Origin of the sequence: Mesorhizobium sp. NZP2298, assembly GCF_013170825.1 — a bacterium.
In the GTDB taxonomy this organism is placed as follows: Bacteria; Pseudomonadota; Alphaproteobacteria; order Rhizobiales; family Rhizobiaceae; genus Mesorhizobium.
In genome coordinates this window covers 904,674-929,219 of record NZ_CP033365.1, presented here as the reverse complement: position 1 = coordinate 929,219, position 24,546 = coordinate 904,674, and the positions used below count along the sequence as shown (strand labels likewise).

General features: G+C 63.1%; 23 protein-coding genes. 13 read left to right on the top strand and 10 right to left on the bottom strand.

Features of this window, described 5'->3' with window-relative positions; all coding sequences use genetic code 11:
* The first annotated feature begins 33 nt into the window (after nt 1-33).
* Complete coding sequence (locus EB231_RS04385; protein ID WP_172347758.1) at nt 34-1,701, top strand: ATP-dependent nuclease; 1,668 nt, start codon at nt 34-36, stop codon at nt 1,699-1,701.
* A gap of 41 nt (nt 1,702-1,742) precedes the next feature.
* Here the strand turns inward: EB231_RS04385 and lepA are convergent, their stop codons facing one another.
* The gene (gene lepA / locus EB231_RS04380; RefSeq protein WP_172347757.1) at nt 1,743-3,548 is read right to left on the bottom strand and encodes a translation elongation factor 4; all 1,806 of its coding nucleotides are present in this window, start codon (nt 3,546-3,548) and stop codon (nt 1,743-1,745) included.
* A gap of 206 nt (nt 3,549-3,754) precedes the next feature.
* Between lepA and EB231_RS04375 the strand changes: the two genes are divergently transcribed.
* The 4 genes from EB231_RS04375 to msrA all read left to right on the top strand — a co-directional run bounded on the left by EB231_RS04375 (nt 3,755) and on the right by msrA (nt 7,221).
* Entirely contained in the window at nt 3,755-4,891 is a 1,137-nt protein-coding gene (locus EB231_RS04375; protein ID WP_172347756.1) for a TadE/TadG family type IV pilus assembly protein, read from the top strand.
* Nucleotides 4,892-5,034: 143 nt separating this feature from the next.
* On the top strand, nt 5,035-5,739 hold the full coding sequence (locus tag EB231_RS04370; RefSeq protein ID WP_172347755.1) for a DUF1223 domain-containing protein: 705 nt from the start codon (nt 5,035-5,037) through the stop codon (nt 5,737-5,739).
* 84 nt (nt 5,740-5,823) lie between these two features.
* Entirely contained in the window at nt 5,824-6,090 is a 267-nt protein-coding gene (locus EB231_RS04365) for a hypothetical protein (RefSeq protein ID WP_172347754.1), read from the top strand.
* Nucleotides 6,091-6,495: 405 nt separating this feature from the next.
* A complete protein-coding gene (gene msrA / locus EB231_RS04360) occupies nt 6,496-7,221 on the top strand; it encodes a peptide-methionine (S)-S-oxide reductase MsrA (protein WP_172347753.1) in 726 nt (241 codons plus the stop codon).
* A 59-nt stretch (nt 7,222-7,280) separates the two neighbouring features.
* Here the strand turns inward: msrA and EB231_RS04355 are convergent, their stop codons facing one another.
* The 3 genes from EB231_RS04355 to EB231_RS04345 all read right to left on the bottom strand — a co-directional run bounded on the left by EB231_RS04355 (nt 7,281) and on the right by EB231_RS04345 (nt 8,394).
* Complete coding sequence (locus EB231_RS04355) at nt 7,281-7,781, bottom strand: hypothetical protein (RefSeq protein WP_172347752.1); 501 nt, start codon at nt 7,779-7,781, stop codon at nt 7,281-7,283.
* A 72-nt stretch (nt 7,782-7,853) separates the two neighbouring features.
* Nucleotides 7,854-8,078 (bottom strand): hypothetical protein, encoded by a 225-nt coding sequence (locus tag EB231_RS04350; protein WP_246740873.1) that lies wholly within the window; start codon nt 8,076-8,078, stop codon nt 7,854-7,856.
* A gap of 43 nt (nt 8,079-8,121) precedes the next feature.
* Nucleotides 8,122-8,394, bottom strand: coding sequence for a DUF4242 domain-containing protein (locus tag EB231_RS04345; protein ID WP_172347750.1), 273 nt, complete (start codon nt 8,392-8,394; stop codon nt 8,122-8,124).
* 246 nt (nt 8,395-8,640) lie between these two features.
* Here EB231_RS04345 and EB231_RS04340 point away from each other — a divergent pair, with 246 nt between their 5' ends.
* Nucleotides 8,641-11,229 (top strand): ATP-binding protein, encoded by a 2,589-nt coding sequence (locus EB231_RS04340; RefSeq protein ID WP_172352809.1) that lies wholly within the window; start codon nt 8,641-8,643, stop codon nt 11,227-11,229.
* Between the two features lie 37 nt (nt 11,230-11,266).
* Here the strand turns inward: EB231_RS04340 and EB231_RS04335 are convergent, their stop codons facing one another.
* From EB231_RS04335 to EB231_RS04325, 3 genes are all read right to left on the bottom strand, one after another.
* Nucleotides 11,267-12,271 carry a cytochrome d ubiquinol oxidase subunit II gene (locus EB231_RS04335; RefSeq protein WP_172347749.1) on the bottom strand — a complete coding sequence of 335 codons (1,005 nt, stop codon included), beginning with the start codon at nt 12,269-12,271 and terminating at the stop codon, nt 11,267-11,269.
* 1 nt (nt 12,272) lies between these two features.
* Nucleotides 12,273-13,634, bottom strand: coding sequence for a cytochrome ubiquinol oxidase subunit I (locus tag EB231_RS04330; RefSeq protein WP_172347748.1), 1,362 nt, complete (start codon nt 13,632-13,634; stop codon nt 12,273-12,275).
* Nucleotides 13,635-13,810: 176 nt separating this feature from the next.
* Nucleotides 13,811-14,299: a MarR family winged helix-turn-helix transcriptional regulator gene (locus tag EB231_RS04325; RefSeq protein ID WP_172347747.1), complete on the bottom strand. Its 489-nt coding sequence runs from the start codon at nt 14,297-14,299 to the stop codon at nt 13,811-13,813.
* 60 nt (nt 14,300-14,359) lie between these two features.
* Here EB231_RS04325 and EB231_RS04320 point away from each other — a divergent pair, with 60 nt between their 5' ends.
* The 3 genes from EB231_RS04320 to EB231_RS04310 all read left to right on the top strand — a co-directional run bounded on the left by EB231_RS04320 (nt 14,360) and on the right by EB231_RS04310 (nt 17,189).
* Nucleotides 14,360-15,337, top strand: coding sequence for a quinone oxidoreductase family protein (locus tag EB231_RS04320; RefSeq protein WP_172347746.1), 978 nt, complete (start codon nt 14,360-14,362; stop codon nt 15,335-15,337).
* Nucleotides 15,338-15,486: 149 nt separating this feature from the next.
* Complete coding sequence (locus EB231_RS04315; RefSeq protein ID WP_172347745.1) at nt 15,487-16,413, top strand: ABC transporter ATP-binding protein; 927 nt, start codon at nt 15,487-15,489, stop codon at nt 16,411-16,413.
* Nucleotides 16,410-17,189: an ABC transporter permease gene (locus EB231_RS04310; RefSeq protein ID WP_172347744.1), complete on the top strand. Its 780-nt coding sequence runs from the start codon at nt 16,410-16,412 to the stop codon at nt 17,187-17,189. The genes EB231_RS04315 and EB231_RS04310 overlap by 4 nt, the downstream gene beginning before the upstream one ends.
* Nucleotides 17,190-17,235: 46 nt before the next feature.
* Here EB231_RS04310 and EB231_RS04305 read toward each other — a convergent pair whose 3' ends face one another.
* Nucleotides 17,236-18,273 (bottom strand): phosphatidylglycerol lysyltransferase domain-containing protein, encoded by a 1,038-nt coding sequence (locus EB231_RS04305; protein ID WP_172347743.1) that lies wholly within the window; start codon nt 18,271-18,273, stop codon nt 17,236-17,238.
* Between the two features lie 427 nt (nt 18,274-18,700).
* On the opposite strand from EB231_RS04305, the gene EB231_RS04300 reads away from it, so the two are divergent.
* From EB231_RS04300 to EB231_RS04290, 3 genes are all read left to right on the top strand, one after another.
* Nucleotides 18,701-19,888: a flavin-containing monooxygenase gene (locus tag EB231_RS04300; protein WP_172347742.1), complete on the top strand. Its 1,188-nt coding sequence runs from the start codon at nt 18,701-18,703 to the stop codon at nt 19,886-19,888.
* A gap of 91 nt (nt 19,889-19,979) precedes the next feature.
* Nucleotides 19,980-20,465: a MarR family winged helix-turn-helix transcriptional regulator gene (locus tag EB231_RS04295; protein WP_172347741.1), complete on the top strand. Its 486-nt coding sequence runs from the start codon at nt 19,980-19,982 to the stop codon at nt 20,463-20,465.
* Nucleotides 20,462-21,142: a GNAT family N-acetyltransferase gene (locus EB231_RS04290; RefSeq protein ID WP_172347740.1), complete on the top strand. Its 681-nt coding sequence runs from the start codon at nt 20,462-20,464 to the stop codon at nt 21,140-21,142. Before EB231_RS04295 ends, EB231_RS04290 begins: the two co-directional genes overlap by 4 nt.
* A 22-nt stretch (nt 21,143-21,164) precedes the next feature.
* On the opposite strand, the gene EB231_RS04285 is transcribed toward EB231_RS04290, so the two are convergent.
* Nucleotides 21,165-21,389 carry a hypothetical protein gene (locus tag EB231_RS04285; RefSeq protein ID WP_172347739.1) on the bottom strand — a complete coding sequence of 75 codons (225 nt, stop codon included), beginning with the start codon at nt 21,387-21,389 and terminating at the stop codon, nt 21,165-21,167.
* Between the two features lie 232 nt (nt 21,390-21,621).
* Complete coding sequence (locus EB231_RS04280; protein WP_172347738.1) at nt 21,622-23,625, bottom strand: PhoX family protein; 2,004 nt, start codon at nt 23,623-23,625, stop codon at nt 21,622-21,624.
* Nucleotides 23,626-23,897: 272 nt separating this feature from the next.
* Here EB231_RS04280 and EB231_RS04275 point away from each other — a divergent pair, with 272 nt between their 5' ends.
* Entirely contained in the window at nt 23,898-24,485 is a 588-nt protein-coding gene (locus tag EB231_RS04275; protein WP_172347737.1) for a hypothetical protein, read from the top strand.
* The last annotated feature ends 61 nt before the right edge of the window (nt 24,486-24,546 follow it).

The window sequence follows — 24,546 nt, the reverse complement described above, 5'->3', positions numbered from 1 at the left end:
CAGAATCACAACTCGAATCGATTGGCGTCTACCATGCGAGTAAAGCGTGTCCATATTCAAAATTTTAAAGCGGTGGTCGACGTCAATATCGAACTGACAGACGTAACACTTCTAGTTGGATCGAATAACTCCGGAAAATCATCAACGCTTCAAGCGATACATTTTGCATGCAGAGCTTTCTTCCAAGCGAGTGAGGCGAATAAGCAATCGACGATATCCTTACGAGAGTTGGAATACGTGCCATCGGAAGACTACCGGGAGCTTGCACACAACGATGTTTGGGGCAATCGCCAAAACGCACCCGAGAGTGCTGTTTCATTTACTTTGGTGGATGATTCACAGGAAAATTCGCCGGAATACAATGCCTCACTCTCACTTAAGTCCGCTAGAAACGAAGGAATAGCAATAAATCCAGACGTCTCACCGCAATTAATCCCTATTTTCAGGTCCCGAGACAGCGTTTTTTCTTCATACATACCGGGGATAGCCGGGATACCGCTACAAGAGCAACGTCTTTCAAAGAGACAAGTCTACAGAAAAGCGGCGTCCGGAGATAGTAATGTCGTTCTAAGAAATATTCTGCTTATATTACAGGAGAAGGGAGAGCTTGGCAACGCTATAGACGCTGTTCGTGAAGTTTATGCTGACCCGACCATTTCGATAACGGCGCAATTCAATAACGATGTTGACTATAATATTAGATCAACTGTTCTGACGTCTGGGATGGGTCAGGCGAAGCCGCTAGAGTATTCTGGAACAGGAATTCTTCAAGTAGTTCAAATTTTTTCATATTTATACCTCTTCAGGCCAAAAGTTATTTTGATTGACGAGCCGGAAGCTCACCTTCATCCCACTTTGCAGACCAGATTGCTCGGTGTGTTACAAAAGCGTGTCCGGGAGTGCGGTTCGGCTGCTCTTATTACGACTCACAGCCCATTTATTGCGGCCGGATTATCCGAGGGTGCGCAGTCTGTATGGCTTGAACGCGGAAATGTCGCCGCCGCGACAGCTGGCACCCAGATACGAGACGCTCTGGGGTGGGGTGCGCTCGATAAGAAAATCATTCTTTGTGCCGAAGACAGGAATATTAAACCCTTGGAAACGCTCCTATTTCAGGACGCGGATTTGTTCCGGGATGTTTCTGTGATCCCCTTCTCTGGTGTGTCTAAGTTAGGCAGTGCTGCCGCCCTCCGAGCTTTTTTAGCGGCGCTTGGAAATCGCCATCGATTAGCAATATATCGAGACAAGGACTGTCTAACAGATTCGGAAATTGACGCTTGGTTCCAAGATTATGGAAACGCTGGGTTTGGAAAAGTTGTAAGTAGCGGTGTCGAAATAGAAAACTATTTTTGCCTTCCGGAGCATTTAAGCGCACGACTTGGGCTCACGTATGAGCAGGCTAAGGAGATAACACGCGCTGCCTTTGACGGAAACGAGCAGGAGTTCGAGACGAAGTTCCGTGCGAAGCGCCAAGAAGCAAATCTAAAATTTCACCGAGATGGGGGATCGCCAGAAACAAATGCCCTATGGGCGCAATTTGACCTCAGCGCTAAGAGCGGCGGAAAAATTCTGATTAGCAAAATAAACGCCGAATTGCAGAGACGAGGGCTACCTCAGAGAAACTTGGAAGCGAAAACCACAGATGTAGTGATCGGCTCAGATATGATTTCGCAGCTGCGTCGGTTCGTTTATCGAGATTGATGGATGTTGACTGAATTGTAGGCGATAGACGCTAGTTGCCCTCAATCGCCCATCTTCAGCGCCTGGATAAACGCCTCCTGCGGGATATCCACCTTGCCGAACTGGCGCATCCGCTTCTTGCCTTCCTTCTGCTTGTCGAGCAGCTTGCGTTTGCGCGAGACGTCGCCGCCGTAGCATTTGGCGGTCACGTCCTTGCGCAGGGCGGAGATGGTTTCGCGGGCGATGACCTTGCCGCCGATGGCGGCCTGGATCGGGATCTTGAAGAGGTGATGCGGGATCAGCTCCTTCAGCTTCTCGCACATCTGCCTGCCACGCTTTTCCGCCGCCGTGCGGTGCACCAGCATGGAGAGCGCGTCGACCGGCTCCTCATTGACCAGGATCGACATCTTCACCAGGTCGCCCTCGCGGTAATCGGTCAGGTGATAGTCGAACGAGGCGTAGCCCTTGGAGATCGACTTCAGCCGGTCATAGAAGTCGAACACCACCTCGTTGAGCGGCAGGTCGTAGGTCAGCATGGCCCGTTTGCCGACATAGGACAGGTCGGCCTGGATGCCGCGCCGGTCCTGGCAGAGCTTCAATATGCCGCCGAGATAGTCGTCGGGCGTCAGGATCGTGGCGCGGATCCACGGCTCCTCGATCGCCGAGATTTTTACAACATCCGGCATGTCGGCCGGGTTGTGCAGTTCCTTCACCGAGCCGTCGGTGAGCAGCAGCCGGTAGACGACTGATGGCGCCGTGGCGATCAGGTCGAGGTTGAACTCGCGCTCCAGCCGCTCCTGGATGATTTCCAGATGCAACAGGCCGAGGAAGCCGCAGCGATAGCCGAAGCCGAGCGCCGCACTCGTTTCCATCTCATAAGAGAAAGAAGCGTCGTTGAGGCGCAATTTGCCGACGGCGGCGCGCAGGTCCTCGAAATCGGCGGCGTCGACCGGGAACAGGCCGCAGAACACCACCGGCTGCGCCGGCTTGAAGCCGGGCAAGGCATGCGCGGTGGGGCGCTTGTCCTCGGTGATGGTGTCGCCGACGCGCGTGTCGGCCACTTCCTTGATCGAGCCGGTGAAGAAGCCGAATTCGCCGGGGCCAAGCTCGTCGACATTGATGCGGGCGGGCGTGAACACGCCGGTGCGCTCGACCAGGTATTTGGCGCCGGTGCCCATCATGCGGATGGTCTGGCCCTTCTTCAGGACGCCGTCGATGATGCGCACCAGCACGATGACGCCGAGATAGGCGTCGTACCAGCTGTCGACCAGCATCGCCTTCAAGGGCGCGGTGGCATCGCCCTCGCGCGGCGGCGGCAATTGGTGGACGATTGCCTCCAGCACATCGGGAATGCCAAGCCCGGTCTTGGCCGAGATCAGCACGGCGTTGGAAGCGTCGATGCCGATCACCTCCTCGACCTGCTCGCGGATGCGCTCTGGCTCGGCGGCCGGCAGGTCGACCTTGTTCAGCACCACGACGATCTCGTGGTTGTTGTCGATCGCCTGGTAGACATTGGCCAGCGTCTGCGCCTCGACGCCCTGCGAAGCGTCGACCACCAGCAGCGAGCCCTCGCAGGCGGCCAGCGAACGCGACACTTCATAGGCGAAGTCGACATGTCCGGGCGTGTCGATGAGGTTGAGGATATAGTCCTCGCCATTGTTGGCGTGGTACTTCAGTCGCACCGTCTGCGCCTTGATGGTGATGCCGCGCTCGCGCTCGATGTCCATCGAGTCCAGCACCTGTTCCTTCATGTCGCGCAGCTCCAGCCCGCCGGTCAGCTGGATCAGGCGGTCGGCGAGCGTGGATTTGCCATGGTCGATATGGGCGACGATGGAGAAATTGCGGATGTGGTCGAGGGGCGTGCTCATGCGCGCGCTTTAGCAGGGGCGGCCAGCGGCGGCAAGGCTTGCGGCGCAAGGGCTGCCCGGCGGTCACGAAGCGGAGAGCGGCGCCGGAAAATCGAGAATATCGGTGAAGCGGCCGCAAATGCATAAACTTTGATCGATCCCGTTAGACCTTGATTTGCCGGCTGCGTGGTATTTGCACGGCTGCTAATGTCCTTGGGGGTAAAGAAATGCAGAAAATTGCAGACAGGTTTGCCCGCTCCCGCAGCGGGTCCATGATGCCGCTGTTCTTCCTGAGCCTGGTGCCGTTGATCAGCGCCGTCGGCTTCTCGGTCGACTATACCGATGCCGTCCAGACCCGCTCCGGCATGCAGGCCGCGCTGGATGCCGCGACGCTGGCGATCACCACGCTGCCGCCGAGCATGACGCTGCCTGACCGCAAGCAGGCGCTGCAGGACAATTTCGTCGCCAACAACGGCCAGGGCACCGCGACGCTGGTGAGCTTCAACGTTGCCTCCGACGGCACCGTCGCGGCGCAGACGTCGGCCAGCTTCGCCATGCCGACCAATTTCATGACCATCGCCAGGATCAACAGCGTGCCGGTCGCGGTCAAATCGGGGGTCAACAAGGCGCCCAGCCTGGTGCAGGCGACGTTCAAGGTCGACAAGGTGTCGGGTTACTGGAACAAGACGGTGACGCTTTACGGCACGAGTTTCGGCGGGTCGGCGGCGCAAAAACTGATGACGGCCAGCTACGTCTACGCGCCCTACACCTATACATACCAGGTCGGGACCAAATCCTATTCCATGAAGGAACAGAAGGGCTACGGCACGACCACGATATCGCTTGTCAAGGGTTCGACGCCGACCGTGGTCCAGACGCAGACGTGCACCACCGTGGGCTCGACATCCAATTTCACCAACCCGCCGGCGGGCGCGATAGTGAGCCCCGAATACGACGGCAACAGCAAGAAGACGATCTATTTCCAGATCACGTGCGCCACCACCAACGTGCCTGCCGACGGCGCCGGCGCCGCCGTCGACGTCAGCCAGATGGGCCAGCTCTCCCTGCAGATGGATGTCACGACCGGCACAAAGGCGACGTTCAAATCGAACGACACCAAGACCTCCAACCACCTCTATTTGGGCACCGTACCGGGCACCACACTCACGCCCTTGGTCGAGGTTGCCGCGGGCAAGCTGATCGACATCTTTAAAGTCGTGCCGTGCGCGGAGACCAGCTACCAGGCTTGGGAAGATGGCGGTAACTCCCTTCCGGCGGATTATACCAATGCCGACTTCTTCTACAATGTCACCGGCAAGTGCGACTTCAACCAGCGGCCATCCGAGACGGCGCTGACGCAGTAAGGACCTGCTCGTCCTTCACCCCGTGTGAGGGAAAGGACGATCGCGCCTCATCACAAACCGGTGAGCGCTGTAACGAAGCGGCAGGTATCAGCGAAATGGGGAATGACCGGCGCGTCCCAGCGCCGCCCCCATGGAGCAAGCCGATGCCGAGATCACCAGCCCTGAGGTTCGCCGCACTGTCCAGCCTGGGTGCGCTCGCGCTCGCTGCCTCGCTCGGTGCCGCCGCCGCCCAGCCGCTCTCCGTGGTCGAGCTGTTCACCAGCCAGGGCTGCTCGTCCTGCCCGCCGGCCAACGCCAACCTCATCAAGGTCAAGGACCAGCCCGGCGTGCTGGCGCTGTCCTTCAATGTCACCTACTGGGACTATCTCGGCTGGAAGGACACGTTCGGAAAACAGGAATTCACCCAGCGCCAGGTCTCCTACGAACCGTCGCTCGGCCATGACGGCCCGTTCACGCCGCAAGTGGTGGTCAACGGCCATGCCGATGTCGTCGGCGCCGCGCAAGGCGAGATCGAGCATCTGATCAAGGCAACGGCCAGGACCGGCGGCCCGTCGCTGTCGCTCGAGGGCGGCAAGGTGGCGATCGGTGCCGGCGCGGCACCCGGCGGCAAGGCCGATGTCTGGCTGGTGCGCTACGCCAAGGGCGTCGTGCAGGTGCCGGTCGCGCGCGGCGAAAACACCGGCCGCACATTGCCGCATGCCAATGTCGTCCATGCACTGGAAAAGCTCGGCAACTGGACCGGCGACACCACAGCCTATGCGCTGCCCGCCGCGGCCAGTGGCTTGAGCACCGCCGTGCTGGTGCAATCGCCCGGCGGCGGGCCGATCCTGGCCGCCGCGACCAACTGATCATCCTTTTATCGCGCGGGGCCGTGGAACACGGCAACGCATCACCCGGCCCGCTTCCGAGCGCCAAAACCCAAGGAGACTCTCATGACCAAGTACCTGACCCTGCCGGCGCTCGCTTTCGGGCTTTCGGCCGCCGTCTTCGTCGCCGGCGCCCGTGCCGATGACACGACCAATGCCATGAAGCCGGCCAATGCGATGGCGATCGACGCCATGAAACCGGCCACGGATGCCATGAAGCCAGCCGATGCCATGAAGCCGGCGACCGACGCGATGAAGCCTGCCGCTGATGCGATGAAGCCCGCGGCCGACGCGATGAAGCCGGCGGCGGACGCCATGGCTCCGGCCAATTAGTTTTGCTGCGTTCCAGCCGTCCACAATGGTCGATGTTGCCGCTGCCCCTCACCTGCCTGCCGGCATCCTCTCCCCGTATAGTGACGGGGAGAGGGGCGCTCTCGCCGCCGGGTTTCGCCAATCATCGGCGTTGCAAGAAGAAACGCCGGCGTTGCGGCCAGCCACTCTCGCCCCGTTTACGGGGAGAGATGTCCGGCAGGACAGTGAGGGGCAGCGCCAACGGGAAGATTTTTGCCGTTCTGCTCGAATGGAGAGCGATGTTTTCGAAAGAAGACCATGCTCAACGCAAGCCCGGTCGCACGAATGTGAGGCTGGGCCGCAACTCGCGCATCGCGCCATCGTAGCTGATCCAATAGACTGATCCCCAGTTGCTGATCAAAGGGGCAAGCCATGAGGAGTGCAACCATGACCGACATCAAGACCCGCTCGACCGGCTTTGCCAGGAGTGCGCTCGCCGCACTCGCCCTGGCCGCCGCCGGTGCCGCCTTCTGGCTGACGCCGGCCGTCTCGGCGGAAGACGCCGTGGTGATCCCGCCGCCGGCGCTGGACGAAAAGGCGGCCTCGGGCAGCGAGAAGGCGATCTTCGCCGGCGGCTGCTTCTGGGGCGTGCAGGGCGTGTTCCAGCACGTCAAGGGCGTCAGCCAGGCTGTCTCCGGTTATACCGGCGGCGCCAAGGATGACGCCGTCTACGAGACGGTCGGCACCGGCCGCACCGGCCACGCCGAATCCGTCGAGATCACTTATGATCCCTCGAAGGTGACCTACGGCCAGTTGCTGCAGGTCTATTTCTCGGTCGCCCACAACCCGACGCAGCTCAACTACCAGGGCCCGGACTCCGGCACCCAGTACCGCTCGACGATCTTCGCCGAAAACGATACCCAGAAGAAGATCGCGCAGAGCTACATCGCCCAGCTCGACAAGGCCAAGCTGTATGGGGCGCCGATCGTCACCACGATCGAGACCGGCAAGACCTTCTACCCGGCCGAGAACTACCACCAGGACTTTCTGACGCTGAACCCGACCTATCCCTACATCGTCTACAACGACCTGCCCAAGGTGGCGAACCTGAAGCAGCTGTTCCCGGCGCTGTACAGCGAGAAGCCGGTGCTGGTGCTGTCGGCGAGCAACTGAGTTCGACGGGGCGCGTATATCCCTCGCGGGGGTAGATACGCGCCCCGGCTGTCCAGCCGTTACATGGCCTTCATCGCGTCGCACGACACATCGGGGTTCATGTCGGCGAAGGTGCCGGTCGGGTTCTTCTTCCAGGCCCAGACATGCAGCTCGTAAAAGGCGCCCAGGCCATAGCGATTGGGCGCGCTGTTGAAGTTGAACAGCTGCCCTTCCAGCGAGGCCGGGCCTTTCGAGGTTATGTATTCGACCGCCACCAGTTTAAGCCGGCCGTCCGCCATCGGCTCGTACATGACAGCCTCCGGCTTTGCGAGATCGACGGCATCGTCCTTCAGGTAGGCCGCGTTGACATAGTGGATGCCCATGGCGCCGCCGCTGATGCCGCTGGCGCAAGGGATCGGCGCATAGCCTTCGGCGGTGGCCATCGCCACATTCTCGAAACGGCCATTGGCTGCCCGTACCTTCTCATCCAGCGTGCCCGTATCACGGGCATTCGCCGCCGTGGCCGCGATCGACAGGATCGACAGGTTGATGAGATGCTTGGTCCACACATGAATGTTCATTTTCTCTCCTCGTTGTTGATGGTGCGCGGGAGCAGCCGCTCCCGCCGCCGCGAAATCGGATGGCTGCACGTGTCAGTGGTCTGACCGGGTGAAATCCCAGTACCGCGGCAGCTCCTCGAGCTCCGGCAAGCCGATGTCGCGTCTCAGATAGTCGTCCTGCGGTGGCAACCGGCGCCGACCCTTGCGCAATGGTGCGAACAGCAGCGAGGCAAGCCGCCAGGGAAGCCGGCCCAGTAACGGCCGTCGTCCGACGGGTCTCGAAGCCGCCAGCACCTCGCCGAGCGCTTCGTCAGGCATGTCGCCACCGCCGCGAAGGGCAGTTTGACGCCCATCGGAGGGATCAACGGTAAAAGTAAGGGTCAAGGACCCGCACCTCCGTGATCTTGTCGACGGGCAGCGCGTTCTTCTGGGCAGTGCTGCGGATCGCTTCCGGCGAAGGCGCGTCATAGATGCAGAAGCTCTGCTTCTTGTCGGGCGACACGAAGGATTGCACCCAGGTCACGCCCTTCTCCGCATTGCGCATGATGACGCCGCCCAGCGCGTCGGCGCCGGCGTCGTTCATCGGTACGATGAGGCCGTCAGGAAATGTGCGTTGTACCACATAGCGAGGCATATCAAGTTTCCCTTTTTCGTTGATTCACGCTCGATTTGAGCGCGGCTGGACATTGATCACGCTCGCCAAGGGCGCGCATCGGAGCCTTTCCCTATTTTTTTGTTGGAAGATTCCCTATAGTGGCGACGTTATGTGGTAGGTGGCACCGAAAATGTGGAGAGGGGCACATTTCCGGTCATCGTCCCGGACGCTCGTGGCGGACGTCCAGGGATACGCCCAGACACCATCCCTGTTGAGCGAATGACGATGCTTCTGGAACGGCAGGCACAGCTGGAGCAGCTGGATGGACTTCTCGCGGAAGCCACGCGTGGCTTCGGCCATGTCGCGGCGCTGTCCGGCGAGGCCGGCGCCGGCAAGTCGGCCCTTGTCGAGGCTTTCGTCGGCAGCGTTGGCGACGGCGTGCGCATTTTCCGCAGCGCCTGCGAGGATCTGTCGATACCGGACCCGCTCGGGCCGCTCTACGATCTCGCCCGCGAGGCGCGATGGTCGATGCCGCGGGCGATCGATGCCCGGCAGGGACAGAGGCTGCCCCTGTTTTCCGACGCGCTCGAAGTCTTCGAGGCAAGGACGCAGCCGACGCTCCTGATCATAGAGGACCTGCACTGGGCGGATGACGCGACGCTCGATTTCGTCCGCTTTCTCGGCCGCCGCATCGCCAACACCCACATCCTGCTCGTCCTGACGGCGCGCACCGACCGCAGTGAAGGACAGATGCGCGTGCGTCGTGCGCTCGGCGAAATTCCCACCGGCAATGTCGTGCGGATCGAAGTGCCGCTGCTCAGCGAGGCGGCGGTGCTCTCGCTCGCCATTGCCGCCGGCCGCGACGGCGACGCCATCTACCGGGCGACGGCCGGCAATGCCTTCTTCGTCACCGAGCTTCTATGCGCCGACAATGAGATGACGCCACCTGCCAGCGTGCGCGACGCCGTTGTCGCACGCGCCGAACGGTTGTCGGCCGGCGCCCGTTCGATGCTCGACGCGGTGTCGGTGTTTCCCAGACGCGCCGACGCCTGGGCCTTGCAGGGCCTGTGCGGCGTGGCCGCCGCCGGTCAGCTCGCGGAATGTGTGTCGCATGGGCTGCTTGACGACCTGGGCGACGGCTACGCCTTCCGGCACGAGATCGCACGCCGCGCCATCGAGATGATGCTGACGACGAGTTCCCGGAGGCTGTTCAACCAGCGTGCGCTGTCGGCGCTGCTTGAGAACAGGGATGTCGCCACCGCGCGCCTCGTCCATCATGCGGTGGAAGCGCATAATCTCGAGGCGGTGCGCGAGTTCGCGCCGATCGCGGCGCGGGAAGCCTCGCGTGTCGGCGCCCATCGCGACGCCGCCGGCTATTACGAGGTCGCCTTGCGCCAGGCCGACACCTTGCCCGAGGAAGAGCGCGCCGGCCTTTACGAGCAATATGCCTTCGAATGCCATCTCATCGCGCGCATCGAAGAGGCCATCAAGGCGCAGGAACAGGCGCGTGTCTTGCAGCAGGCGCTCGGCAACACGCTGAAGGAAGGCGACAGCCTCAGATGGCTGTCGCGCTTTTCCTATCTTGTCGGCGACCGGCAGGCCGCCGACATGTTCGGCGCCCAGGCGGTCGCGTTGCTGGAGACCGTACCGGCCAGCGCCGAGCTTGCCATGGCCTATTCGAACCTTTCGCAACTGGCGATGCTGGCCGAAAGGCTGGACGAGACCTTGTCGCTGGGTGCCAGGGCAATCGAGCTCGCCGAACGGCTGAACAGGCCCGAAGTCGTCTGCCATGCTCTCAACAATGTCGGCGCCGCCGAGCAGTGGCTGGACCTGGACTCAAGCCGGCTGCATCTTGCCCGCAGCCTCGAAATCGCGCTGCAAGAGAATTTCCAGGAACATGCGGCTCGCGCGTTCACCAATTGCGCATGTGGCGAGATGAACCAGCTGGGCTACAGCCAGGCCCAATCCTTCCTTGATCGCGGCATCGATTATTGCATCGAGAACGATCTCGCGACATGGCGCGATTACATGCGTGGCGTGCGGGCCCAGCTGCTGCTGCGTCAGGGATGCTGGAATGAGGCGGCCGCCGAGGCTCTGGATGTGATTGCCAACGACCGGGCGACGGCACTGGTGCGCTATCCGGCCCTTGTGGCGCTGTCGCGGCTGAGGGTCCGTCGCGGCGACCCCTCGGCCGAGCCGCTTCTGGCCGAGATGAAGCAGTTTCTGGAAAGGGGAGCCGAGCTGCAGCGGCTGTTGCCCTATGCGGCGGTGATTGCCGAACGGGCCTGGCTCGGCGAGGCGGACAAGGCCGAGGCGCTGCGCCTGATCGGCCTTGCCGAAGGCCTGTCGCCGACGCGGGCGGTCTTCGCGGAACTGGCCGGCTGGCGGCAGCTTCTGGCACCCGATACCGATCCGGGCGACACGTCGGGCATGGCCGCGCCCTACCGCATGCTGCTGGCCGGTGACTGGCGGGGCGCGGCCTCTGCCTGGGCGGAACTCGACGCCCCTTACGAACGCGCGCTGGCGCTCGCCCAGGGCGACGAGGCCGCGCAGCGCACGGCGCTGGAGATTCTCGAGGCGCTCGGCGCCCGGCCGGTCGCGAGCCATGTGCGCGACATCATGCGACAGAGCGGCGTCATTCACATTGCCAGGGGCCCGCGCCGCACCACCCGCGCCAACAGCGCCGGCCTGACCCAGCGCCAGATGGAAGTGCTGCAGCTGATCGAGCGCGGCCTGTCCAACAAGCGCATCGCCGAACATCTCGCTATTTCGCCCAAGACGGTCGACCACCATGTCTCTGCGGTGCTGGGCAAGCTGGACGCCGTGTCGCGCGGCGAGGCAACCGCGGCCGCGCGCGACAGCGGGTTGATCTGACTCTTCGCCATGCCTCGGCGGTTGGGAAGGCGGCGTATCAGTCGTAGGTGAGATCCGTCGCCTTGCCGCCGAATACGCGGTAGGCATAGAAGGAATAGAAGATGATGATCGGCAGCACCACCACGGTGCCGACCAGGATGATGGCCAGGCTTTCGGTCGCCGACGCCGCCTGCCAGATGGTCAGCTTGTCGGGCACCACGAACGGGTAGAACGACCAGGCAAGGCCGGCAAAGCCCAGCACGAAAATGCTGGCCAGCGTCAGGAACGGCGTCAGCGAATGGCGGTCGTCGGGCTTCGGCAGGTGGAAGGTCTGCCGCCACAGCCACAGGAACAGCAGCGCCGACAGGATAGGCAGCGGCGACAGGTACAGCATTTCCGGCCAGACGAACCATTTGTCGAAGATGCGCGGGCTGGCGAAGGGCGTCGCCAGCGACACCGCCGCCATGCCGAGCGCGGTCAGCACCAGCGCGGTGCGCAGCCAGCGCACCGCCTTCTTCTGCAACGCGCCTTCGGTCTTGTAGATCACCCAGGCGGCGCCCATCGCCGCGTAGGCCGCGGCCAGGCAGAACGCCACCAGCGCGCCGAATGCCATGCCGCCCACGCCGACATCGAGGCCGAGCACATAGACGCCCAGCATATAGCCTTGCGCGAGCGAGGCGATGACGGAGCCGAGGAAGAAGATGCGGTTCCAGCGATGCTTCTTGCCGCTCGGCACCTTTGCGCGGAAATCGAAGGCGACGCCGCGCAGGATCAGCCCGACCAAAAGCACGAACACCGGAATGTAGAGCGCGGTCAGGATGACGCCATGCGCCATCGGGAAGGCGACCAGCAGCAGGCCGACGGCCAGCACCAGCCAGGTCTCGTTGGCGTCCCAGAACGGACCGATCGCCGCGATCATCGTATCCTGCTCGGCGTCCTCGGCGACCGCGAAAAGGATGCCGATGCCGAGGTCAAAGCCGTCGAGAATGACGTAGATCAGGATGGCGAGGCCCATCAGGCCGGCGAAGATGAGGGGGAGGGCCGTTGGCCAATCGAAGCTCATGTCACTCTCCCGCCGCCGGCTGTGAAAGCGCTGCTTTCATGACACCCGGCAATGGCGAGGTGTCGCCATCCTTGGCCGCCTTCAGCGCCAAGTGCACCAGCACGCCGAGATAGGCGATCAGCAGCAGCACGTAGAGGATGAGATAGACGGCGAGCGTGAGCGCGACATGGCTGCCCGCCACCGGACCGACGGCATCCGAGGTTCTGAGCACGCCCGTCACCAGCCAGGGCTGGCGGCCGATCTCGGTCGTGTACCAGCCGGCCAGCGTCGCCAGCCAGCCCGACAGCGCCATCGGGACCATCAGCATGGCGAGCGGCTTCGGCAGGCTGTGCCGGCGCTTGAGGAAGAAGGCGGCCGACCAGGAAACGGCCAGCATCAGCAGACCGGTGCCGACCATGATGCGAAAGCCCCAGAACACCGGAAAGACCGGCGGGTGGTTGCCGGGAAAATCGTTCAGCCCCGGCACCACGCCGCTGGGGCTGTGCCGCAGCACCAGGCTGGCGCCGTCGGGAATGGCGATCTCGAATCTGTTCTCCCTCGCCGCCTCGTCGGGCAGCGCGAACAGCACCAGCGGCACGTTGGGGCCGGTGTTCCAGTTGGCTTCCATGGCAGCGATCTTCTGCGGCTGGTGTTCCAGCGTGTTCAGCCCGTGCTGGTCGCCGGCGAAGATCTGGATCGGGATCAGGACCGCCGCGGTGAAGACGCCGGTGCGCAGCGCCTTCCACATCGATTCCGAGCGGTCGCCCTGGAGATAACGCAGCGCCGACAGGCCCGATATCAGGAATGATACGGTCAGACCCGATGCAAGCAGCATATGAACGAGGCGGTAGGGCATGGACGGGTTGAAGACGACAGCCCACCAGTCGACGGCGTGTGCCACGCCGTCGCGGATTTCGAAACCGGCCGGCGTCTGCATCCAGGAATTGAGCGCGATGATCCAGAAGGCCGACAGCGTGGTGCCGCCGGCGACCAGCACCGTCGCCAGCGTGTGGACGCGGTTGGAGACGCGGCGAAAGCCGAACAGCATGATGCCGAGGAAGGCCGCCTCGAGGAAAAAGGCGGTGAGGATTTCGTAGGCCAGCAGCGGCCCGGCGATGTTGCCGACCTTTTCCATATAGCCTGGCCAGTTGGTGCCGAACTGGAAGCTCATGGTGACGCCCGAGACCACGCCCATGGCGAAGGACAGCGCGAACACTTTCACCCAGGTGAAATAGGCGCGCATCCAGGCGGAATCATTGGTGGCGTTGTAGCGCAGCTTGAAGAACAGCAGCACCCAGCCAAGTGCAATGGTGATCGTCGGAAACAGAATATGAAACGAAATATTCGCGCCGAACTGGATGCGCGACAGTATGAGCGGGTCCATGGTGGGCTCCGGCTGCTACAAGTATTGATGAAGGATAGGCCCGAAGCAGGTTCAGGTCAAAGCGGCGTCCTGCCGCGAGGCTGAACGCCACAGGACAATTTTACCGGTCCATGCCGCGTGTCTCTTTGCTCGCAATTCCGGACGGAAAACCATTTCACACTTTTCCTGGAATTGCTCTAAGTACTGGCCTCCGGCACCGCGCCAAGCGCGTCCGCGAACTTGCGCATCAGCCGCACCAGCTCGTCGATGTCGCGCGCCTCCCATGTCTCGAAAATGGCGCGGCCGATCTTCTCGCGCGCCGCGTCGACGAGGTCGGTCATCGCCTTGCCCTTCGGTGTGATCACGGCTTCGCGCACGCGCCGGTCGGCGCTGCCCGGCCGGCGCCGCACAAGGTCGAGGCTCTCCAGCTTGGCGACCTGGCGGCTGACGGTCGTGTAGTCGCGCCCGACACGGTCGGCCATCTCGACGACGCCGATCGGCCCGAAACGCTCGATGCCGACGAGCAGCGGGAACAGTGCCCGGTCGAGCGGAATGCCGGCCGCCCTGATCAGCAACTCGTCGCGTTGCGGCCGGTTCATCAGGCCGACAATATCGAGCACGGCCTCGTGAATCTGGCGCAGCCGATCCGAGATATGTGTATTTTGCACGTTTTTTGTTGACGGCATGATGGGTCTCCCTATATGTGCATTATACACATATAATGGACCCCAGAAAGGCAGACCATCATGAAAGCCGCTATTGTCCCAGGCGCCGGGCAAGCGCCTGTCTATGGCGACTTCCCCGAGCCGGTCCCGGCGGCGGGCGAAAACCGCGTCACGGTCATCGCCGCCGCCATCAGCCATGTCGTGAAGAGCCGCGCCTCTGGCTCGCATTACAGCTCTTCGGGCCGGTTCCCCTTCGTCGTCGGCATCGACGGCGTCGGCCGGATCGAGGACGGAAGCAAGGTCTATTTCGCGCTGCCCAGGGCGCCCGATGGCAGCATGGCCGAGCGGACCGTCGTGCCCGAGGCGCATTGCGTGGCACTGCCCGAAGGACTGGACGATGTCACCGCCGCTGCCATTGCCAATCCCGGCATGTCGTCATGGGCGGCCTTTACCGAGCGGGCGAAGCTCAAGCCGGGCGAAACCGTGCTGGTCAACGGCGCCACCGGCACGGCCGGCCGCCTCGCCGTTCAGATCGCGCGGCATCTCGGGGCGAAGAAGATCATCGCCACTGCCCGCAACGCAGCCGCGTTAGACTCGGTCGCGGCGCTAGGGGCGGATGTGACGATCCCGCTCATCGAGGACGGGGCGGCTCTTGAAGAAAGCTTCATCAGGCAGTTCAGAGAGGGCGTGGATGTCGTCATCGACTATCTCTGGGGCAAGAGCGCCGAACGTCTGCTCATTGCCGCGGCCAAGGCCGGAGCCGATGCCATACCGATCCGCTTCGTCCAGATCGGCGCCGTCAGCGGGTCCGATATCACCTTGCCGAGTGCCGTGCTCCGCTCATCCGCGATTGCCTTGATGGGCAGCGGCATCGGCAGCGTCCCGCTCGACCGGTTCATCGCCTGCACCGGCGATCTGCTGCGCGCCGTGGTCCCGGCCGGCCTTCAGATCGCCACCACGCCCGTGCCCCTGGCGGATGTCGAGCAGGCATGGGCCAGGGATGACAGCACGAGGCGTACAGTGTTCACCCTGGGTCAAGGCATTCCAGGAAAGGCATGAAGCGGTTTCCCGCGGGGATTGCGTCAAGGCAAGAGCTCTGGCCGCCGCAACCGCTGTCCAGAACTGTCAGCAACGCATTGACTTGCGGTTGCACACAACGACATTCGGCCTATATCAGGGGACCTCTTTCAGGCAGCCGTTTTCAGCCCATGCCCTCCATTCTGTCCATTTCCGGGGTCTCCAAGACCTACGCCACCGGCTTCACCGCGCTCAAGGAAGTCAATCTCGACATCAACCGGGGTGAGATATTCGCGCTGCTTGGCCCAAATGGCGCCGGCAAGACGACGCTGATCTCGATCGTCTGCGGCATCGTCAACCGCTCGACCGGCACCGTCACCGTCGACGGCCACGACATCGTCAAGGACTACCGCGCGGCGCGCAGCCTGATCGGCCTGGTGCCGCAGGAACTGACCATCGACGCCTTCGAGAGCGTCTGGGCGACGGTCAATTATAGCCGCGGCCTGTTCGGCAAGCCGGCCAACCCGGCCTTCGTCGAGAAGGTGCTACGCGATCTCTCGCTGTGGGACAAGAAGGACGCCAAGGCGATCACGCTCTCGGGCGGCATGAAGCGCAGGCTGATGATCGCCAAGGCGCTGTCGCATGAGCCGCGCATCCTGTTCCTCGACGAGCCGACGGCGGGCGTCGATGTCGAACTGCGTCAGGACATGTGGGAGATGGTGCGCCGGCTGCGCGAGGATGGCGTCACCATCATCCTCACCACCCACTACATCGAGGAAGCCGAAGCCATGGCCGACCGTGTCGGCGTCATCAACCGCGGCGAGATCATCCTGGTCGAGAACAAGGCCGAGCTGATGCGCAAGCTCGGCCGCAAGCGGCTGGTGCTGGAACTGCGCAATCCGCTGACGGCCATCCCGGAGGCCTTTTCGCACTACGCGCTGGAGCTGTCGCCGGATGGCGGGCAGCTGACCTACACCTATGACAACCAGGCCGAGCGGCCGGGCGTCGCCTCGCTGATCCGCGATCTCGAGGCCGGCGGCATCCAGTTCCGCGACATCGACACGCAAAACAGCTCGCTCGAGGAGATCTTTGTCAATCTGGTGAGGAGAGAGCCATGAACCTGCGCGCAGCCCCTAATTTTCGCGCAGTATGGGCGATCTACCGGGTCGAGATGGCGCGGGCCTTCCGCACCGTGCTGCAGAGCATCATCTCGCCGGTCATCTCGACATCGCTCTACTTCGTCGTCTTCGGCTCGGCCATCGGCTCGCGCATCACCGAGATAGACGGCATCGCCTACGGCGCCTTCATCGTGCCGGGGCTGATCATGCTGTCGCTGCTGACGCAGTCGATCTCCAACGCCTCCTTCGCCATCTACTTCCCGAAATTCGTCGGCTCCATCTACGAGCTGCTGTCGGCGCCGGTCTCCTATCTGGAGATCGTCATCGCCTATGTCGGCGGGGCGGCCACCAAGTCGATCATCCTCGGCGTGATCATCCTGGCCACCGCCTCCCTGTTCGTGCCGCTCAGGATCGAGCATCCGTTCTGGATGATCGCCTTCCTGGTGCTGACGGCGGTGACCTTCAGCCTGTTCGGCTTCATCATCGGCATCTGGGCGAAGAGCTTCGAGCAGCTGCAGCTGGTGCCGCTGCTCATCATCACCCCGCTGACCTTCCTCGGCGGCAGCTTTTATTCGATCCATATGCTGCCCGGCATCTGGAAGACGATCACGCTGTTCAACCCGGTCGTCTACCTGATCAGCGGCTTCCGCTGGAGCTTCTTCGGCAAGGCCGACGTCTCGGTCGGCATCAGCCTCGGCATGACGCTGGTCTTCCTGGCCGTCTGCATCGCGGTCGTCGCCTGGATCTTCAAGACCGGCTACCGGCTGCGCAACTGACGCCCCCACGAATGATAAGGCATGGCCAAGGCCGCGCGACGCGTCCCTAGATCGCCTTGACCAGCCGCAGCAGCCCCAGCATCTCGATATAGGTCCCCTTGCGGAAGGCGAGGTAGACCGGTTCCTCCAGACCATGGAAACGGCGCTTGAATGCCGCCTGGCCCTGCAGGTTGAACCTGCGGCGGTTGACCCACGGCGAGGAGTAGGCGCGCTGGAAGGCGTTGCGCCAGAAGTCGCTTTCGGCAAATCCGCTTGGGGTCACGTCGACGAGCGGCGACAGGCCAAGCGTGACCACCGATATGCCTTCCTCGCGAAACCTGTCGACCGCGAATTTGGTCAGGCCGATCTCGGCGTGCGGTGAGGCATCGATATGCTTGCGCTTGAAGGCGGTGGTGTAGCCGACGACCTTGCCGTCGCGAAAGAGCGGATCGAAATCGAGCAGGGCGACCAGCTCGCCGTCGGGACCATGCAGCACGAAACGGCGCATGTCGGTGCCGAGTTGATCGTAGAAGGGGCGGTTCAGAAAACCCATTTCCCAGCGCTTGACGATGCGGTCGCCGCGCCAATTGTCGGAAAGTCGCGTGATCTCGTCGAGGAAGACGGTCCTTTTGTCCTCGTCGAACGAAAACCCCTTCTTCAAGAGCCAGCGCTCGGAATAGCGCACGGTCTCGTTTCGCTTGCCGGAAAAATCATGCTCGGGCAAGACGAGGCTTGTGTCGATGCCCAGCCGGTTGATCTTGTAGCCGAGCCCGGCCAGCACGCGCGCGGTATCCTCGCCGATCTGCACGAACCACGGGTCGCCGGCGGTCTCGACAAAGCGCCTGATGTAGTCGGCCCGTCGCGCCGGCGCCGCCACCGGGTCGCCAAGCGCGAAATGATGCTTCATCTTGGTGCCGAAGGCGATGTAGCCGTCGGCATCGCCAAAATAGGAAAGCTTGCCCTGCACGGCAGTGGAATAGGCGAGCGAGAAGTCGCCATGGCGGCGGACAAGCGCCAGGCGTTCGACATGCGTCAACGCCATGCGCTCGACCTTGGGCGAGGCGCCCTCGAGGATTTTGTCGAAATAGATCCGCAAGGAGGGCATGGTCGAGATTCCGCGTGCCGTCTGTGGCGTGGCGTGCCTGTCGACACGCAAGACGCGCCACGGCGTCCTGATTTTGCGCGGGAAGCCGAATCGGTTTCGAATTCCTGCGCCGGTAACGAGATCCGCCAGCCCCCGGAGCTCGAATCAATCACATTGCCGCGACCTGATTATCGCCGATGCCGCCGATATGCCATATAGGGCTGGATGTATTCGGACAGAAGCGGGCATTCCGCTCCATCTTGTTGTTTTGGCCGCGTTTCCGCATCCAGTCGTTACCGTTTGGCGACGAAACGTTCTGGAGCGCGGCCGCGGCCCGGCGCAGGGTTCGGCAATGACACCCATATATGGGTCTGCGCGCGATCAAACGGTTACAGCCTGCTGCGAGCCTTGCGGGAATGCGCGGCGGCTGAATGGGACTAGAGAGTGAATGGCTGATACGACAACCAGACCGATGGTGGAGCAATTGGTGGCGGTGGAGCCGGCGATCGTCATTGGCGCCGGCGCCGCCGGACTGACCGTCGCGCATGCCCTGATCAAGGCCGGCGTGCCGACGGCGATCCTGGAAAAGGAGAGCCGGCTGGCCGAACCCTGGCACCGGCGGCACCAGCAATTGCGTCTCAACACCCACCGCGATCTCTCGGCGTTGCCCGGCCTTGCCTATCCAGGGAATACCCCCGCCTTTCCGCAGAGGGACGCCGTTATCCGCCATATGAACGATTTCCGGGAGGCGAACCGCCTGCCGGTGGAGTTCGGCGTTGCCGTCGAGGCCATCGCCTTCAGGGGCGACCACTGGGCCGTGCGCACCAGCGCCGGCTTGCGCCTGGCGCGTCATGTCGTGGTCGCCACCGGCCGCGACAGGGAGCCCTTCACGCCGCAGTGGAAGGGCATGCAGGCCTTCGCGGGCCGGATCATCCATTCCGTGGATTTTGGCGACGCCACGGCCTATGCCGGCAAGAAGGTGCTGGTCGTCGGTGCCGGCAATTCGGGCTTCGATGCCCTCAATCATCTGGCCGGCGTGGATACCGCCGCCCTTTGGCTCTCGGCCCGCAATGGGCCCGCGCTTCTGCCCAAGCGCATAGGCAAGATTGCCGTGCACCGGCTCTCGCCGCTCATGGCGCGTTTGCCGCTGCGCGTCGCCGATGCGGCGATCGCCGCGACGCAGCGCCTGGTTTTCGGCGATCTGACCAAATTCGGCATGCCGCCCGCGCCGTCGGGCGGCGTCAGTCGCCTGGCCTCGGACTACACGGCGATCGCTGCGGACGACGGTGCCGTCGACGCCATCAAATCGGGCAAGATCGTCATCGTGCCGGCGATACGGGAATTCACCCGCGACGGCGTGGTCCTGGCCAATGGCAGCCTGGTCGATCCCGATATCGTCATTGCCGCGACCGGCTACCGCACCGGGTTGGAGCGCATGGTCGGCAATCTCGGCGTGCTCGACGGCAAGGGCGTCCCGCTCTTCAACGGCGGGCAAGCCGATCCGAAACTGCCAGGCCTGTGGTTCACCGGCATGCGGCCGAGCATTCGCGGCTGCTTTGCCAATGCCGCCATATTGGGCAAGGCGATCGCCAGGCGCATCGCCGGCTCCTCCCGGCCCTCGGGCGTGTCACGCTGATTTGATCGCGGAGGCGGGCGACAAGCATGTCGCCTCGACATTTTATATGCCATGTTATATAACATGTTACAAATTATCGTGGGAAATGATGATGGAAGACGTTATCCGATCGCTTGGCTATCTCTGCCTCGGCAGCCGGCTGAAGCGCATTGGCGAACAGTTGCAGGCCGATGCGCAACAGCTGCTCGACGGCCTGGAGGTTCCGCTTCAGTCGAGCCAGTACCCCCTGCTGGCCGCTCTTGACAGGCTCGGGCCCCTGGCCATCGGCGAACTGGCGCAATCGCTCGGGCTGACACAGCCGGGCGTGACACGGAGCGTGTCGCTTCTGGCCGAGTTGGGTCTGGTCGAAGCCATTCAGTCACAGGGTGACCAGCGACGGCGGGTGGTCTCGCTGACGGGCAAGGGCCAGCGGCTGGTCGATGTGGCGAAACGGGATGTGTGGCCACGCATCGAAAACGCTGTCGCGGATCTGTGCCGGGACCTTTCAGGGCCGCTTCTCGATCAACTCGCTGCCATCGAGGATGGGCTGGCCGCGGCCCCGCTCGATCGCCGTGTCAAAACGGGCGCCGTGCAATGAAACATGTTCTCGACCGGCCCGTCTGGAGCGCGCTTGAGACGCGGCATCGCGCCTTCGCGCAAGGCGGCGATCTCGCCAGGCGCTATTCGCCGTCAATCGCCCTCTTTGCCGCCACCGCCGCGGACGATTCCGCAAGCCTGCAGGCGCTCGGCGATCTTGTTGGCCCGGATGAGAGCATCATCATGGCACAAGCCGACACCATTGCCCTTCCGCCGGGTCTCGCGGCCATCTCGACCGCCGACGCCGTCCAGATGATTGCCGAGGCACCGTCGCAGACCGTGTCGGATGAACGCATCCAGCCCCTGACGCGAGAGGACGCTGCCGAAATGCTGGCCCTGGCGTCGCTCACCAAGCCCGGCCCGTTCACATCGGGCGCCTTGAGCCTTGGCGCCTTCTGGGGCGTGAAGGTCGAGGGCAGGCTGGTGGCGATGGCCGGCGAGCGCATGAAGCAGCCCGGCTATACCGAACTCAGCGGCGTGTGCGCGCACCCCGAGTTTCGCGGCACCGGCCTTGGCCGGCTGCTGTCCGTGTTTGTGGCCAACCAGATTTTCGCACGCGGCGAAATCCCGTACCTTCACGCCTTTGCCACAAACGCCGGCGCGATAAGGCTGTACGAGTCCATTGGCTTCAGCTTGAGGACCCCGATCAATGTCGCTGTCGTTCAGCGCGCTGCATAGGGCTGGACGCGAACGCCGACATTCACGCTGATTTCGGTTCGAGCCGGCGGAAACCGACGGCTTCCATCAACATCTCCTCGTCGACCATGCCGGCATTGTGGAGCGCAAGCAGGGTGAGGGCGATTTCGCGCGCCTCCGGCGAATCGGGCTGCGCGTCGCGCCGCAGGCAGGCTTCGTCAAAGACGCGCTGCAGCCTGGCGATTTCGCCAGGCTTGAGCAGGCCACGATCATAGACTGACTTCGACATGGCGGCGGTCTCCCGGGAACGACCCAAATGCATGCCGCCCAAAAGTGACTCCGGTTTTGGGACAACGACATGCACAAGACAAAGACCTAACGCGCGTCGCACGAATCCGTTTCGACGCGCGTTGGGGCGCCACCAATAAATTGCCAATCTGTCCCGAGGCTTGAATGAGTTACGGCCAAGGAGAGCTTTCGTGAACCGAAACCCCTCCTCGGGATAGCAACCGCCGCCGGGATCAGACCGCGATCTTGCCGCCGCCTTGCCTGGTGATGGCGACGACCGCCGGCCGGACCGGCATGTCGGGCTTGAAGTCGGGCCAGCGCGTCGACGGATCCTCGTAGTAGGACGGGCGGCCAAAGCCTTCCCAATCCTCGCCGCCATCGCCCGGATGCTGGACGGCGACGAAGGCGGTCTGGTCGTCGGGCGCAAACAGCGGGCCGCACATTTCGGCGCCGATCGGCACGCGGAAGAACAGTTTCGAGGTCGCCCGCGCGGCACCTTCCGTGTCGACCGCCCACAGGCCGTCGGTGCGCCCGGTGGCTTTCGGGCCCTGGCCGTCGGTGGCGACCCACAGGCGTCCGGCCGAATCGACCGCGCAATTGTCGGGCATGCCGAACCAGCCATTGGCCGTCGTCGCCGTCGAGAAGGTGGCACCGACATCCGCGACGGAAGGATCGCCGCATTTCAGCAGCACTTCCCATTTGCCCTTGGCGGCCGTGAAATCGCCGTCGGTCTCGGTGATCTCGATGATGTGGCCGAAGGCATTCTCGGCGCGCGGGTTGGCGGCATCGACCTGGTCGGCCTTGCGCTTGGAATTGTTGGTCAGCATGACATAGACCTTGCCGTTGACACCATTGGGCTGGATGTCCTCGGGCCGGTCCATCTTGGTGGCGCCGAGCAGATCGGCGGCGCGCCGTGTCTCGATCAGCACGTCGGCCTGGCTGGCGAAGCCGTTCTCGGCCGTCAGCGGGCCTTGACCAAAGACGATCGGCAGCCAGTCCACCGTGCCATCCTCGGCGAATTTGGCGACATGCAGTGTGCCTTCGTCGAGCAGGTCCTTGTTGGCGGCATGGTCGTTGGGGTTGAAGGTGCCCTTGGTGACGAACTTGTAGACATAGTCGAAGCGCTCGTCGTCGCCGAGATAGAAGACGACGCGGCCGTCCTTGGCGACGATCGATTCGGCGCCCTCATGCTTGAAGCGGCCCATGGCGGTGCGCTTCCTCGGCGTAGAGGTCGGATCGTTGACGTCGACCTCGACGATCCAGCCGAAGCGATTGGGTTCGTTGGGCTCCTTGGCGAGGTTGAAGCGGTCGTAATGCGCGCCCCATTCATAGGCGCCTTCGGGAATGCCGAGACGCTTGTAGTTGGCGGCTTCCTTGTGGCCCTCGGGCAGTTCGCCGGAGAAATAGCCATGGATGTTCTCCTCGGCCATCACGTAGGTGCCCCATGGCGTGACGCCGCCGGCGCAATTGTTGATGGTGCCGAACACCTTGGTGCCGGACACGTCGGCATTGGTCTTGACGCGGTCATGGCCGGCGACCGGGCCCGACAACACCATTTCGGTGGTGGAGGTGATGCGGCGGTTGAGCTTGCCGTCGCGCACCACCTGCCATTTGCCGCCCTCCTTGCGGATCTCGACGATGGTGCCGCCATGCGCCGCCATTTCGACATCGACCTGCTCCTTCGAGAGCGGGGCGACCTCGGCCTTCTTCTTCCCGTCCTTCTCGACGATCGAAACGATGCCGGGGAACATCAGATGCGAGTTGGTGTATTCGTGGTTGACCACGAGCAGGCCGTGCTCGGCCGAGCCGTCGATCGGGATGTAGCCGACATAGTCGTTGTTGTAGCCGAACTGCCTGGCCTGCGCCTCAGCCGACTGCTTCGTTGGGTCGAACTCCGGCGAATCGGCAAACAGCGGATCGCCCCAGCGCAACAGCACGTCGGCGTCATAGCCCGGCGCGACATGATGCTTGTCGTCGATGCCGGCCTGGAGCTCGTCGAACTTGAAGGCCGAGCCTTCCGCGGCGCGCGCATCGTCCGCGGCGATCATGGCCAGCGGGCTGACCGTGGCGGCGATCGCCGAGACGGCGAGCGATCCCTTCAGGAACCCCCGGCGCGAGAACCGCGCGGCGATGATCTCGCCCATGGTGCGGTTGCCGGTCGGGTTGATGGCCGGTCCTTCGTTTTCCTCGAGCAGGCTGGTGCGGAATCGGGCGTCGGGAGAACGATGTTCGGTCATGGGGGCCTCTGGCTTTGGAGTGGCTGGAGCTTTTGTCGCCTTTCGACCACTACAGCCGGCTGATCACATTTTCGTGACATCATACCTGCTCTGAGGCTCCGCGCGAGGCAGTTGTCATCCATGACATCGGACTTTGGTCCAGTCTTGCGCTTCCAAAGGTCCTGGAGGACAAACGCAACGGTCGGAGGTCGCTTCCGGTCAATACATCTTTCGGCGATGTTGCTGGTTGCAACGTTGGGGTGGGCGCGCCGGCTCAATCGACGGAGATCAGGATGAACGGATCGATCACGGCCCGTTGTTGCCGGCTGGCGCTCGTCACTGCGGCTGCTTTGCCGTTGACCATTGCTCCCTATCGAATCGCGCTGCACGGCTCCGCCCCCGGAATCGATGCCGCCACCGCACAGGCCGCCAAGGGCGGCAATGGCGGTGGCAACAACGGCAACGGTAACGGTAACGGTGGCAGCAACGGCGGTGGCAACAGCGGCAACGGAAATGGAAGCGCCGGCAGCAGCGGCAACAGCGGCGGCAATAGCAGCAACGGAAATGGCAATAGCGGCAACAGCGGCGGCGATAGCGGCAACGGAAATGGAAACGGCGGCAATTCCGGAACAGATGGCGGTGATGACGGTGGCGGCGACTCGGGATCGGGCGCCGGCCAAAGCAGCAGCGGCACCAGCCATGTCAACGCCACAACCGGCGACAAGGTCAGCGTGGACGGCAGCAAGATCTCGGTCGAGCACCCTAACGGCATGACGGAAAAGATCGAGAACGGTCGTTTCAGGATGCGCGACGCGCTCGGCCGCACGATCATCGACCGTCGGGCCACGCCCGCCGATGTCAGGCGTCTCAAGGCCTTGTGAGGCCGGTCAACAGGCAACGACCAGCTTCACACGTCACCTCCGCCGCCCCCGGCGGAGGTGA

What these genes read in the sequence shown, in the direction of transcription:
- EB231_RS04300 (WP_172347742.1), top strand. Translation starts at nt 18,701, where the DNA reads ATGGCTGATACGACAACCAGACCGATGGTGGAGCAATTGGTGGCGGTG.
- EB231_RS04350 (WP_246740873.1), bottom strand. Translation starts at nt 8,078, where the DNA reads ATGCCTGACGAAGCGCTCGGCGAGGTGCTGGCGGCTTCGAGACCCGTC.
- EB231_RS04290 (WP_172347740.1), top strand. Translation starts at nt 20,462, where the DNA reads ATGAAACATGTTCTCGACCGGCCCGTCTGGAGCGCGCTTGAGACGCGG.
- EB231_RS04340 (WP_172352809.1), top strand. Translation starts at nt 8,641, where the DNA reads ATGCTTCTGGAACGGCAGGCACAGCTGGAGCAGCTGGATGGACTTCTC.
- EB231_RS04335 (WP_172347749.1), bottom strand. Translation starts at nt 12,271, where the DNA reads ATGAGCTTCGATTGGCCAACGGCCCTCCCCCTCATCTTCGCCGGCCTG.
- msrA (WP_172347753.1), top strand. Translation starts at nt 6,496, where the DNA reads ATGACCGACATCAAGACCCGCTCGACCGGCTTTGCCAGGAGTGCGCTC.
- EB231_RS04285 (WP_172347739.1), bottom strand. Translation starts at nt 21,389, where the DNA reads ATGTCGAAGTCAGTCTATGATCGTGGCCTGCTCAAGCCTGGCGAAATC.
- EB231_RS04330 (WP_172347748.1), bottom strand. Translation starts at nt 13,634, where the DNA reads ATGGACCCGCTCATACTGTCGCGCATCCAGTTCGGCGCGAATATTTCG.
- EB231_RS04315 (WP_172347745.1), top strand. Translation starts at nt 15,487, where the DNA reads ATGCCCTCCATTCTGTCCATTTCCGGGGTCTCCAAGACCTACGCCACC.
- EB231_RS04345 (WP_172347750.1), bottom strand. Translation starts at nt 8,394, where the DNA reads ATGCCTCGCTATGTGGTACAACGCACATTTCCTGACGGCCTCATCGTA.
- EB231_RS04310 (WP_172347744.1), top strand. Translation starts at nt 16,410, where the DNA reads ATGAACCTGCGCGCAGCCCCTAATTTTCGCGCAGTATGGGCGATCTAC.
- EB231_RS04365 (WP_172347754.1), top strand. Translation starts at nt 5,824, where the DNA reads ATGACCAAGTACCTGACCCTGCCGGCGCTCGCTTTCGGGCTTTCGGCC.
- EB231_RS04370 (WP_172347755.1), top strand. Translation starts at nt 5,035, where the DNA reads ATGCCGAGATCACCAGCCCTGAGGTTCGCCGCACTGTCCAGCCTGGGT.
- EB231_RS04305 (WP_172347743.1), bottom strand. Translation starts at nt 18,273, where the DNA reads ATGCCCTCCTTGCGGATCTATTTCGACAAAATCCTCGAGGGCGCCTCG.
- EB231_RS04320 (WP_172347746.1), top strand. Translation starts at nt 14,360, where the DNA reads ATGAAAGCCGCTATTGTCCCAGGCGCCGGGCAAGCGCCTGTCTATGGC.
- EB231_RS04375 (WP_172347756.1), top strand. Translation starts at nt 3,755, where the DNA reads ATGCAGAAAATTGCAGACAGGTTTGCCCGCTCCCGCAGCGGGTCCATG.
- EB231_RS04355 (WP_172347752.1), bottom strand. Translation starts at nt 7,781, where the DNA reads ATGAACATTCATGTGTGGACCAAGCATCTCATCAACCTGTCGATCCTG.
- EB231_RS04275 (WP_172347737.1), top strand. Translation starts at nt 23,898, where the DNA reads ATGAACGGATCGATCACGGCCCGTTGTTGCCGGCTGGCGCTCGTCACT.
- EB231_RS04295 (WP_172347741.1), top strand. Translation starts at nt 19,980, where the DNA reads ATGGAAGACGTTATCCGATCGCTTGGCTATCTCTGCCTCGGCAGCCGG.
- EB231_RS04280 (WP_172347738.1), bottom strand. Translation starts at nt 23,625, where the DNA reads ATGACCGAACATCGTTCTCCCGACGCCCGATTCCGCACCAGCCTGCTC.
- EB231_RS04325 (WP_172347747.1), bottom strand. Translation starts at nt 14,299, where the DNA reads ATGCCGTCAACAAAAAACGTGCAAAATACACATATCTCGGATCGGCTG.
- EB231_RS04385 (WP_172347758.1), top strand. Translation starts at nt 34, where the DNA reads ATGCGAGTAAAGCGTGTCCATATTCAAAATTTTAAAGCGGTGGTCGAC.
- lepA (WP_172347757.1), bottom strand. Translation starts at nt 3,548, where the DNA reads ATGAGCACGCCCCTCGACCACATCCGCAATTTCTCCATCGTCGCCCAT.